The sequence below is a fragment of the Levilactobacillus fujinensis genome (genome assembly GCF_003946335.1).
Taxonomy (GTDB): domain Bacteria; phylum Bacillota; class Bacilli; order Lactobacillales; family Lactobacillaceae; genus Levilactobacillus; species Levilactobacillus fujinensis.
Genome location: NZ_RHNX01000013.1, coordinates 1 through 12,228, shown reverse-complemented (window position 1 = coordinate 12,228; position 12,228 = coordinate 1). Strand labels below are relative to the sequence as shown.

Sequence of the window (12,228 nt, the reverse complement as noted above, 5' to 3'; positions counted from 1 at the left end):
TCTTAAGCCAACTCGTAAAGGATTCCGCCTTTTTCTGCATCCTTTTGCCGGTAATAGGCCAGCGCAAAATCAACGATTCCCCGCAAGGAAAAGCTACGTAGAACCGTTCCATTCGCCAGCGTTACCTCATGAATCTTATCCTGATTGGCCGCCATGAACTTAGTGCCCATTTCATTAAAGTCGTCGTAAGGCTCCAGCTCAACGGCAGTGTAATCGACCCATTTCGTCTGTCCATCAACTAGCACCGGTGCACTCTCCTGAAAACGAGGGCGCGCAAGTTGAGACTCCGCTAAGTGAATGGCCGTACAACTCTCAAAATCCGTTCCCAGGCACACTACCTTGGCGTCCAAGTCATACAGCTTTTGTAAGGGACTGTTCACCCCAAACGGCAAGTCATACGTCGTTGTCTCGCAAATCAACTTGGCGTCGCGACCCCACGCGGTTAACGAGCAGGTTGGATGACCGCTGCGGTGAACGCCGGGCTGATTGCGAAAATACTCCGGGGTCAGGCCAATATAGTGTATCGGTGTTGTCTGCGGGTCATACCCGGGCAAGCCAGCTACCACTTTGGCCTGCAGGTCCTTTTGCACGGGTGGATAAAGCCAGCCACGCGGGTCCGAATAATCCGCACTCTGCGCAGGCATCGCAATGTTACCCTGATTTAACACGGTCTGCAGTGTCCGCACCACCGTTTGTTCCCCACCCGGAATGAATCCAAAAGCGCTCAATCTCGTATGGACCAGACAGGAATCCGTGGCGGTCAATCCGAGTTCACGTAAATCAGCCGCTAATTCTGTTCCCGTCATCACGGTCGTAATGGGTGTTGCCTTCCAATCTTGTGTCATCATTTTTCCTCTTTTCGGTTGTCTTTTTAATTTTATCATTGTTTTCTCATTTTACGAGTTAAAATTTACCATACCCGTTTTTCGGTTCCCCCTGCTTAACTCATCAGCACCGGCGTCCCTAAAACCGTCCGGAAACCAGCAACTACTAGTCACTTTTAAACTAATCGTCTTAATCCACACTTTTCGGGACATAAACTAAGCTTTAAGTTAGTTCAACGAATATAATGTGTACGTAGAGAGAAATTTATCCTATCAACTGAAGGAGGAGTTTATAATGACTCACGATCTAATGCGTGCGCCCCTAGTGTTAGCCATCATTGCTGGTGGTTTTCTAGCCGGCGGCGAAACGTTAGCCCACGCCGACGATCAGCCGGCAGCCACCACGACCACCCAAAAGCAGAAAAGTGTGGCATTAACTGATCAGTCCAGTGTGACCCTCACACCAACTCAGACATCAGATACGATGCCAGCAGAGGCCGATGCCTCTGACACGGACACGACCACCGACGCAACTTCTGAGTCAACGGTCCAGCCGGTGGAAACGCCGCCTACCACTGATTCTTCAGTGGAAGCACCTACATCAGAAAACACAACATCAGAAGCCACAACGGAATCGCCTGCACCAATCGAAAAACCAGCAACACCAACAGAAACAACTAAACCTACAGAAGCAATTAAACCTATAGAAGCATCAGCAACAACTCAGGCCCCCAAAGAAAAGACACCAACCGCGCCAACAACATCTGAAAAAGACACGACTGTTGCCTGGAAAACGACCAAGGCAGCGCCGACTGGGTTAGCTAAGACCGCCGCAACGGTTGCACCGCAGACCGATCCGGCTGACTCCGAATTAGTAACGATTGCCGACCCCGCCTTGGAAAAGGCTGTTCGGAAGGGTTTCTCCCTCAAAGACGACGAGCCGTTAACTTATGGCGTCATCCGCCGTTATGGCACCAACGGTTTTGATTCTCAAGTTCCCCTACGTGTTTCAGTTAGCAATGGGGAATCCGTGACGACTTTTGCCGGTATCGACGCATTAAAATACTTGCCGCAGAAGAAATCCATCGTCTTCTTAGTTACCATCGCAGATGATCAGAACATTGCAGCTAACATTGATTTTTCACCCCTGGCCGAGCTTCGCTTTCAGGAACTAGCTATCACATCCAATTACCTCGGTAAGATGTCAGATGAGGCGCTCCTGGCCATCACCCAGATTGATTCTAGCCAGATGCAATCGATTGGTCTCTCCGGTTCCGGCAGCCTCTACTTGAAGAATAAAAATGGCATGACCAACCGGCAGCTTGCCTTGCTGGCACCTTGGCTGACCGCCATCATGAATAACGGTCATGGTGACTACGGTTTTAACCATTTGACCATTACTAACAACTGTTTAACCGACTTCAGTTCGCTTAGTGGCATCACAGAAAAGGACGCCTGGATTACCGCATTGGGCCAGTCCTACGATAACGACGACCCAATCAATGTGGTCATTGGTCAACCCGCGACATTCAAAGCCACTGAGTCCTTGGGCTTCCTCGGTGAACCCTTAGAATTTACGGCACCCTATTCCTATAACGCTAATGAAGACGGGAAATACGCACCGATTACCTACCTCGGTGATGGTCAGTTACAGATCGACACACCATTTATCTACGAAAATGACCCCGCCAATGATTGGATCACTTATGGCCCCTATGGTTTCGTTTATGCTGGTGGGCCAAAAGATAAGTACGTTAACGTTTTCTACGATAACAATGTTGAACTACAATACGATGTCCGTATCTTCCGGAAGGTCAACTGGTTGGCACATCCCCAACTAACCATTAAGCTGATGACGACCGACGGGAAAGAACTGGACACCGTTACCCGCGATGGCAAACTGATCGGTGACGCCTTTGACGTGAGCGACCTCACGACACAAAAAGGCTACACTTTCGTTGCCGATAAAAGTGATGAGCTGACTGGGACTTATGGCCAAGACCCCCAGACGCTCACGCTGACTTTCAAGAAAACACCCGTAATCGTTGATCCTGGTCCTGGAAATCCTGGTGACCCCAATCCTGAACCAGGTCCTGGTCCCGTTGACCCTGAAATTCCGGGCGAGCCTGGTCCCGTTGATCCCGAGATTCCCGGTGAACCCGGTCCCGGAGTCGTTACGCCCGGAGTTGTCACGCCCGGTGGTGGCGCTGATATCATTAATCCCGGTGGAACCGGTTCTCAAGGTGGTAATACTCAAGGGAGCGGTTCAGCGGCCCTGATGCCAACGGCGACTCATCGGCTAGCCTCCCAACAAGCACAACAAAGTAGCTTACCCCAAACAAATGAAAGCGCATCCGGTTGGTTAGCCGCCCTGGGTACCGCTTGCCTCGCCTTACTTGGCGGCCTGGGTCTCGCCCGTTTTAAGCGTCACTAATCCCACAACCTGATCAACAAGGACTTTTTCTCATCGCAACGAATCTGGACCAAAGTGACGTGTGCAGTAACCTTTAAACAAAACATTCTGATTTTCACTCTTTCCACTAACCCCGACCACGGACCTATACCGGTCGGGGTTTTTACGTGGCCGAGCACGTCCTTTACCAAATTCAATCAGGACAGTTCCTTTGACGTTACTTTATCCTCTTTTTTTGTTAGACTAGCCGTGATAGCGATTTCAGTTTTTCAGACAAAAGAAAGGTGCTTCCATCACGACTGCCGAAAATATAAATGCTTTCATGAAAACAGCATTTTAGTGAAAACGTTGTTCTGTAGGTATTGCAACCGGTTGTCCTAAATTTAAATTCTTGCTTTAAAAAGGTCGCGTTTCATGAAGAAGTAGCGTATAATAACTTTCGAAGTGGTCTAGACATACTTGCTAGACGCTCGCGGACCCAGAATGGTTGCCCCCATCTCTGGCTAGCCGGAATTGCATCGTTGGATTCTCATTTTTGTAGACACCATGCATATAACTAAGGTACTTAAACTTTAAGGAGTGACGATCTCGTGGCAACTGAACGTAAAGCTTTATTCTTGTTCTTCGGTGGTACTGGTGACTTGGCTTACCGGAAACTCTACCCAAGTCTGTTTAACCTCTATCAAAAAGGTAACTTGCGGTCCCATTTCGCAGTAATTGGAACTTCCCGTCAGGCAATGGACGACGACAAGTTCCGTGCAGCCGTTCGTAAGTCTTTGGCCGACAGCGGTAACCGTGCCGACTCAAAGGAAGTCTCAGACTTCTCATCTCATTTCTACTACCAAGCTCACGATGTAACCAACACGGCGCACTACTCCGTTTTAAAGGAAGCCGCTGAAAAGTTAGACAAGAAGTACAAGCTGGAAGGTAACCGAATTTTCTACCTTTCCATGGCGCCACAATTCTTCGGCACCATCGCTCAAGATTTGAAGAGCCAAGGTCTGATGTCCACGAACAAGGACGCCTTCAACCGCTTAGTCATTGAAAAGCCATTTGGCCGCGACTACGACTCCGCCAAGCAGTTAAACGATGCCTTAAGCAAGTCCTTCGATGAAGAACAGATTTTCCGGATCGACCACTACTTAGGTAAGGAAATGATTCAAAACATCGAAGCCTTACGTTTTGGTAACACGCTGGTTGAATCCCTTTGGAACAACCGGTACATTGACAACATTCAAGTTACCCTTTCCGAAAAATTAGGGGTCGAAGAACGGGCTTCCTACTACGATAACAGTGGCGCCTTACGTGACATGGTCCAAAACCATATCATGCAAATTGTTTCCCTGTTAGCCATGGAACAACCTGTTGCCTTTACGGATACTGATATCCGGGCTGAAAAGGTCAAGGCTTTACGGAGCTTACGTGTTTACAACGTCGCCGACGCCGCAACCAACTTTGTTCGTGGCCAATATGGTTCGATCAACGACCAACCCGACTACCGTCACGAAGATAACGTTCCAGAAGATTCCACGACTGAAACGTTCGTTGCCGGCAAGTTACTATTTGACAACTACCGCTGGTCAGGCACCCCATTCTACGTCCGGACTGGGAAGATGTTGGCTGACAAATTCACCCGGGTCGACGTGGTCTTCAAGCGCCCACTGGTTGATATCTTTGCCTTCCCACAATCTCAAAACACGCCACTGGCTGCCAACGTTTTGACCATCTTCGTTGAACCACACGCCGGGTTCTCTCTGCAATTGAATGCTAAGACCAACGACGCTGGTTTCTCAACGGAACCCATCAAGTTGGACTACCTGGTTGATGCTGAAAAGTCTAAGGAAACGCCAGAACCTTACGAACGTCTGTTGCATGACGTCTTGAAGGGTGACGGGACCAACTTCTCTAGCTGGCCAGAAGTTTCCTATGCTTGGAAGTTCGTGGATCAAATCCGTCGTGTTTGGGACTTACAAGAACCACAATTCCCTAACTACACACCACATTCCATGGGACCAGCCGCTGCTGAAGAACTTATTCAACGCGACCACCGTGAATGGATCTACCGTTTAAACAATTAATTTAATTCTCTATATGTAAAGCGTCTGGGAAAGAAAATCCCAGACGCTTTTTTGTCTTCTCTGAAGGTTGGCAGCTAAACTGTCCGCATTACGCTTACTCCTAGCGACTCTTTCGCTTAATTCCTAGTAGACCTAACAACCCCCACATTGCGGTCAGTAATACAAGTCCCCAGACCGTAGATGACTGCTTTTCATCCGTTTGGGGTAACGTTGCTGCCGAGATTGGTTGACCCTTATCCCCCATGCCACTTTCCTTCACCGGCTTTAGGGTCACCGTTGCCGGTGTGGTAGCCACTGCCGCCGTACTAACTTGACTGGGCTTCACTGGCTGACTTGTGACTACTGGTGTGCCGGTACTGCCAGTAATCAGGTCGCCCGCGTTGCCAACCTCACCAATGATTGTTTCGGTTCCTTGACCAGTCTCTGATGTGCCGGTCCCTGACGTACTGCCTGTAGTATTTCCACTCCCATTACCCGGTGTGTTGATACCAGGTGTACTGCCTGTATTACCATTATCACCACCTGGTGTACTCGTTCCCGGTGTACCACCATTGCTATTATTGCCGTTGTTACCGGTTCCTGGCTTTTCGCCACTAGTATTACCATCGCCGTTGTTACCGGTTCCTGGCTTTTCGCCACTAGTATTACCATCGCCTGGGTTACCAGTTCCTGGCTTTTCGCCACCAGTATTACCATCGCCTGGGTTACCGGTCCCTGGCTTTTCACCACCAGTATTACCATCGCCTGGGTTACCGGTTCCCGGCTTTTCGCCACCAGTATTACCATCGCCTGGGTTACCAGTTCCCGGCTTTTCGCCACCAGTATTACCATCGCCTGGGTTACCGGTCCCCGGCGCTTCACCACCATTACCGTTATCCCCGTCATTACCATTGTTATTGTTATCGCCACCATTACCGGCGTTACCGTTGTCGCCACCATTGCCACTATTGTCACCGCCACCGGTCTCAATCAGTTCGTAGACATAGGTCACTTCAACGTTGTCGGCGCCAAATGTTCCAGTCGCATTATCTGGTGTGCTCACCAACACATATCCCTCTGGCGTAGCCGCCTGTGTCGTGTAACTCTCACCCGACTCCCCAGTGAGAACTTGGTCAGCAGCGACCAGTTTCCCGTCCGCCGTTTGGTGATGGACCGTTACCGTCGTCTGTTCACTTGGTGTCGTCGGTGGCGTCACTGGTGGTTGAACCTCATCCTTCACGTAAACGTAGGTAACCGTAATTGCTTCATCCCCAAATTTTCCAGTCGCATTATCCGGTTTGGCTTGCAAGGCGTACCCTGGAACCTCTGGCGCCGTGGTTGTATAGTCTTCGCCCACGAGTCCACCGGGTAATACCACGTCGTCGGCTAAAGATTGGCCATTTTCGTCTTGATAGTGAACCGTGACGTCCGCTGCTGCATGAGAAATCACATACGGCTGGATAACGATAAAGTCGGACCCATATTTACCCGTTAAGAAGTAGTGATCCTGCATAACTGCAACGTTGTCCGAGGAAAATCCAGGAAATGGTGATTCCGTCGTTCCAGGCAACTGGTCTTGAATATTGTCAAAATAAATGCCACCATTGCCATCTGGTGTTGGATTGCCACCAGTAAAGTACATGTGGTACTGAGGCCCATCACTATTCGGATCCCAGAATACCGGTTCCCCAACTGCCATTCCTGTTGATAGTTGCACGACCTCCCCGTCAATCGTCACGCATTGAACCTGCATGTGACCTTTACGATCCTTCTCATTGATCATGAGTGGATCTAACATGACAAATTGGCCCGTATACGTCAATTCTCCTTTGAATCCTTTCAGCGGTGAAAAATCTCGAATATGGTTATAAGCCAAATATAAGTCCCGCAAGTTTTTTAAATTAGCCAGCGGTGAAATGTCCGTGATTTTATTGCGTTGCAGATCCAATGTTTCTAAATTCTGTAAATTAGCCAGTGGCGAAACATCTACAATATCTCCGAAATAAGCCCCCGGTGACATGTTGAGACTGCTCCCCATGCTGAGCCAAGTTAAACTCGTTGCATATTGAAGACCTTCCAGTGAAAAGGCCGTCTTGCCGTCAATATACGTGTCATATCCTTTACCACCACTGACATCGAGCCCCGTTAAGAGCGCGATATCTTCCTGGGTAATATCAGCAACGCTATCCCAGGTCTTGTTGGTACTAATCAGGCCCTGCAGTGCCGCTAAGACAGCGAGTTGCAGTGTCTTATTTGGCATCCATTGATCAATATTACTATTCATAACAGTCGCAATGTTGACCGCCGCCTTAGCTGGCACCTGTGCCAATTGACCCTGGACCAATGGCACCGCGGTCAATGTATGATCAGCGTTGACTTGACTCATAGTCGACGGAACCTCATCGATTTCGGCCGGTCGCGTTTCTGGAATCATATTTTCTGGAACCTCTGTTGCACTTGCAACTGGTGCTTCAGTACTGTCGACTACCGGGGTGACCGTCGCCGATTCCGCTGGTGTCGTGTTCGTTGTGTCTACGACTGAACCAGTTGTATCTGTTGTGTCCGTTGCGTCTGCTGTGTCCGTTGCGTCTGCTGTGTCTGTTACGTCTGCTGTGTCCGTTGCGTCTGCTGTGTCCGTTGCGTCTGCTGTGTCCGTTGCGTCTGCTGTGTCCGTTGCGTCTGTTGTGTCCGTTGCGTCTGCTGTGTCTGTTACGTCTGCCGTGTCCGTTGCGTCTGTTGTGTCCGTTGCGTCTGCTGTGTCTGTTACGTCTGCCGTGTCCGTTACATCAGTTTCGTCTGTAGGGTTGTCATTCGCTTCTGTCGCATCAATCGTGACGTCCGACGCATTGTATTCTGCTTGGCCTGCAACTGACATTTGATCCGTTGCCGGCGTCGTTACGGGTGTCTCCTCAGAAGTTTGGTCGTCAACCGGGGCCTCGTCAGTCACCGTGTCGGTCGCTAAGGTTGGACTGGTTGTTTCCAATTCACCAAATGTAGGTTGTTCACTTGTGACGGTGGTCATTGACGCTGCGGTAACGGGTATTTCATCAGCTTGTGCCGTAACATTTCCGCCGGCCATAACGATGGCACCGCTTACAATCCCAGCAATTATCCAGCTTTTACCTTTTTTATACATCTTGTAACGCGTCTTCGTTGTCATTGGCTTGTTCATTTTATTTTCCCCCTAGTGGTTTGTCCTTCTCCGAAATCAACTCGTGACCCACCTTTTTTCGTGTGGGTTGCTTACGAGGAACAGTATAGGCAATTAAATTGTGCATTAGGGAGTTTGCTTAAAAAATGCGACAAAATTATTTATAAGCTGACCCTTCTGTCATTTTATTCTGATAGAACCATCAGCCGAATTCCGGTAAACAGACCGCTCAAAAGAAAAAGAACGCCGTCATATCAGCGTTCTTCCTATAATGCTGCCTTATTCATCTGAATGTGTGGCGTACTATTAAATAAAAAAACATCCCCCGCCGCTTCGTAACCAAATTTTTCATAGAATTGCTGCTTATCGATCTGCGCTTCAATACTGATTGGAAGTCCGGCAAATTCAGTGTGAATCTCCGCCTCAATCTGAGCGACCAGCTGTCGTCCTAATCCCTGTCCGCGAAGCTCCGGAATCGTTAGTACCCGACCAAACGTGACGTGTTCTTGTTCAGTAAAGACCCGGGCATAAGCCACCAATCGACCATCCTGATAGCCCAGAATATGTTTGGCCACCTTATCCGTCTTGTCAATTTCCTGATAAATGCGTTGCTGCGCAATGACAAAGGTTCGAATACGTTCAAACGCAACATCATAGAATTCAGCTGGGGTTAGGCTATTAAAGGTTCTAACTCGCCATTCAATCATATTATTATCCTCTTTCTGTGTTATAATATGTTATCTAGTATCGTTCATTTTAATTGCAAATGCAACTATAAAAGGAGAAAATATGCCAAATTCATTTCGAAGTATCGGTCTAATCGCCCGGGTCACGGCCATTATGGGAAACCAACTTTTTCAGGCGGATGACCTCCAGAACAACCAATTCATCTACTTAATGCGTATTAACGAGACCCCTGGCATTACCCAAACCGAATTGGCCGATCAGCTCCACGTCGATCCTTCGACCTGTTTACGTACGGTCCGCAAGTTAATCGCTAACGCCTATGTAACGCGGTCAACCGACGCCGCCAATAAGAAGCGGCGCCCCCTGCAAGCAACAGCAAAAGGGCAAGCCGTCTATCCTGCTCTAGAGAAGTACGAACAACAAATCTTGGCCGTTGGTACCCAGGACCTTTCTGCTGGCGAACAGGCACTCCTGGAAGAGTTATTGGCAAAGGTTGCCCGCAACATGAAATCCTACCAACGGGATCAGTAATTAAGCAATTTGATCACTCGCTGTGAAAAAATTTAACGATTTTCAAAAAAATAAGACAAATGATTGTTCTTTCACATTGTTCAATGCTACACTAATGAGTGGAACGTCGTTACTAATTTTGAACGTAAAGGAAGGTTACTAATGGCAGATCAAAAAGCAAATATTGGTGTTGTTGGTATGGCTGTTATGGGCAAGAACTTAGCCCTGAACATCGAAAGTCGCGGTTACACGGTAGGTATCTTCAACCGGTCCGCAAGTAAGACTGAACAAGTCATGAAAGACCACAGCGAAAAGAAACTGATTCCTAGTTACAAGATTGAAGACTTCGTGAAGTCATTGGAAACGCCACGACGGATTCTTTTGATGGTTAAGGCTGGTAAGCCAACCGATGCCGTTATTCACGAACTGCTCCCTCTGCTCGACAAGGGTGACGTGCTGATCGATGGTGGGAACACGAACTTCCACGACACGATGGCACGTAACGCCGAACTCGATAAGTCCGGGATCAACTTTATTGGTATGGGGGTTTCCGGTGGTGAACTGGGTGCCTTACAAGGTCCTTCTTTGATGCCAGGTGGCCAAAAAGAAGCCTACGATCTCGTTGAACCTATCTTGACCAAGATTGCTGCTAAAGCACCTCAAGACGGTAAGTCATGTGTAACTTACATTGGCCCTAACGGTGCTGGTCACTACGTTAAGATGGTCCACAACGGTATCGAATATGGTGATGAAGAGCTGATCGACGAAAGCTACAACATCATGCGTAACGTTGCCGGGATCTCAGTTGACGATATGGCTGACATCTTTAAAGAATGGAACAAGGGTGAATTGGACAGCTACTTAGTCGAAATCACCGCTGACATTTTGACGCGGAAGGATGACTTAGGCGCTGACAAGAACTTGCCAATCGTTGATGCCATCAAGGACCGTGGGAACAACAAAGGGACTGGTAAGTGGAGTTCCGAAGATGCTCTCGACGTTCAAGTTCCACAATCTGTAATTACGGAAGCCGTTTACGCCCGTTACATTTCTATGTTAAAGGACGAACGGGTCAAAGCTTCTAAGGTATTGCCAGCTGCTGAAAAGCAAGGCAATGTCGAGATCGCTGACAAGGACAAGTTCGTTGAAGAAGTTCGTCAAGCCCTCTTCTTTGGTAAACTGATGAGTTACGCCCAAGGGTTCGAACAACTTCGCTTCGCTTCCGAAGCCAACGACTGGGACTTACAGTTCGGTGAATTAGCACAAATCTGGCGTGGCGGTTGCATTATCCGTGCCCAATTCCTGCAAAACATCACTGATGCCTTCGACAAGGATCCTAAGTTGACCAACTTGTTATTCGATAGCTACTTCAAGGATATCGCTGGCAAGTATCAACAATCTATCCGTGACGTGGTTGCAATGGCTGTTCAAGCCGGCATCCCCGTTCCTAGTTTGTCTGCTGCTATCACTTACTACGATAGCTTCCGCGCAGAAGTTCTGCCTGCTAACTTGTTACAAGCACAACGGGACTACTTCGGTGCCCACACGTACGAACGGAACGACCGCGATGGGAACTTCCACTACACTTGGTACGAAGAACAATAAATTTAACTTTAAATGGATTTTGAAAACTCACGGTCGTTCTGGCCGTGAGTTTTTTGTTGTCTGCTGAAGATTGAAAGTTGAAAGTTCCAAAACACTCATTATGACTGTTGTCACAACGATACTGGGTCTAAAATTAGGCAACGTTGCTCAACCATCGCCTTACCGGCCGGCAGATATGAGCTGACGTGGTTGTTCTAAGATAACGTGGATAATGCCTTATAGAAACATTATTGATTTACGCTAAATGCAGCACTCGGTTGGAATTTAACGTTTGAAATGGACGAGCACAACCGGAGCCGGAGGCGGTCAGGGATGCAGCTGGCCGTGTCGACGATGTTAGTCGGCGTTTTTGAAGTGCAAGCAAAATGTTAGACACTTTTCTAACCTAGGCAACTAGCATCTTCTGACAATACTCGACTGGGGTTAAACCACCATGAATTAAAGTGATGCGCTCCGTGTTGAACCATTTAACATACTGTGCAACGAGTCTTCTCAAAGACGTTAGGTTCTTCAGATTATGACGATAAAGACATTCCCGTTTTAACAGGTTGAACCAGCTCTCAATTGGCGCATTATCATGACAATTGCCTTTTCGTGACATACTTTGAATAATATGCATCTTGTTTAGCTTGTGACGGTAACTCTTCATTTGATACTGCCACCCCTGGTCGGAATGGAGAATTGGAAAGACATTCTCTGGTAGCTTTGGCTTAAGAGAATTTAGCGTCGCCTTGATAAGATTTTTATCCGGATGGGCACTGATCTTAACGGCCAAAACGCTTCGACTAGCTTCATCAATAATCGCTGAAATATAAGCCCACTTTTGATTAGCCAATCGTACTTGAGTGACATCCGTGTGAAGCACTGAGAGGGGCTGAACCGCGTTAAATTTCTGTTTAAGGATGTTGGGAGCTATTTCCCCGACTTTGCCCTTATACGACCGATATTTGGACATATGACGGGAATACATGTTAGGTCGAA

General features: G+C 48.2%; 8 protein-coding genes. 4 read left to right on the top strand and 4 right to left on the bottom strand.

All coding sequences use genetic code 11. From position 1 onward, the window contains the following. Positions 1–2 precede the first annotated feature (2 nt). Complete coding sequence (locus EKM89_RS06370) at positions 3–845, bottom strand: aminoglycoside N(3)-acetyltransferase (protein ID WP_125686802.1); 843 nt, start codon at positions 843–845, stop codon at positions 3–5. 274 nt (positions 846–1,119) lie between these two features. Here EKM89_RS06370 and EKM89_RS06365 point away from each other — a divergent pair, with 274 nt between their 5' ends. Then, a complete protein-coding gene (locus tag EKM89_RS06365; protein ID WP_125686800.1) occupies positions 1,120–3,258 on the top strand; it encodes a MucBP domain-containing protein in 2,139 nt (712 codons plus the stop codon). 569 nt (positions 3,259–3,827) lie between these two features. After that, a complete protein-coding gene (zwf, locus tag EKM89_RS06360) occupies positions 3,828–5,315 on the top strand; it encodes a glucose-6-phosphate dehydrogenase (RefSeq protein WP_125686798.1) in 1,488 nt (495 codons plus the stop codon). Positions 5,316–5,415: 100 nt separating this feature from the next. Here zwf and EKM89_RS06355 read toward each other — a convergent pair whose 3' ends face one another. Then, on the bottom strand, positions 5,416–8,466 hold the full coding sequence (locus EKM89_RS06355; RefSeq protein ID WP_125686795.1) for a MucBP domain-containing protein: 3,051 nt from the start codon (positions 8,464–8,466) through the stop codon (positions 5,416–5,418). 245 nt (positions 8,467–8,711) lie between these two features. Then, a complete protein-coding gene (locus EKM89_RS06350; RefSeq protein ID WP_225421832.1) occupies positions 8,712–9,152 on the bottom strand; it encodes a GNAT family N-acetyltransferase in 441 nt (146 codons plus the stop codon). Positions 9,153–9,234: 82 nt separating this feature from the next. Between EKM89_RS06350 and EKM89_RS06345 the strand changes: the two genes are divergently transcribed. Then, on the top strand, positions 9,235–9,663 hold the full coding sequence (locus tag EKM89_RS06345; protein ID WP_125686794.1) for a MarR family winged helix-turn-helix transcriptional regulator: 429 nt from the start codon (positions 9,235–9,237) through the stop codon (positions 9,661–9,663). 141 nt (positions 9,664–9,804) lie between these two features. Further along, positions 9,805–11,247 (top strand): NADP-dependent phosphogluconate dehydrogenase, encoded by a 1,443-nt coding sequence (gene gndA / locus EKM89_RS06340; protein ID WP_125686792.1) that lies wholly within the window; start codon positions 9,805–9,807, stop codon positions 11,245–11,247. Positions 11,248–11,632: 385 nt separating this feature from the next. Here gndA and EKM89_RS06335 read toward each other — a convergent pair. Then, the coding region (locus EKM89_RS06335; protein WP_125686790.1) for an IS3 family transposase at positions 11,633–12,228 on the bottom strand (596 nt) is incomplete at its 5' end.

What these genes read in the sequence shown, in the direction of transcription:
- EKM89_RS06370 (WP_125686802.1), bottom strand. Translation starts at nt 845, where the DNA reads ATGACACAAGATTGGAAGGCAACACCCATTACGACCGTGATGACGGGA.
- EKM89_RS06365 (WP_125686800.1), top strand. Translation starts at nt 1,120, where the DNA reads ATGACTCACGATCTAATGCGTGCGCCCCTAGTGTTAGCCATCATTGCT.
- EKM89_RS06355 (WP_125686795.1), bottom strand. Translation starts at nt 8,466, where the DNA reads ATGAACAAGCCAATGACAACGAAGACGCGTTACAAGATGTATAAAAAA.
- EKM89_RS06350 (WP_225421832.1), bottom strand. Translation starts at nt 9,152, where the DNA reads ATGATTGAATGGCGAGTTAGAACCTTTAATAGCCTAACCCCAGCTGAA.
- EKM89_RS06345 (WP_125686794.1), top strand. Translation starts at nt 9,235, where the DNA reads ATGCCAAATTCATTTCGAAGTATCGGTCTAATCGCCCGGGTCACGGCC.
- gndA (WP_125686792.1), top strand. Translation starts at nt 9,805, where the DNA reads ATGGCAGATCAAAAAGCAAATATTGGTGTTGTTGGTATGGCTGTTATG.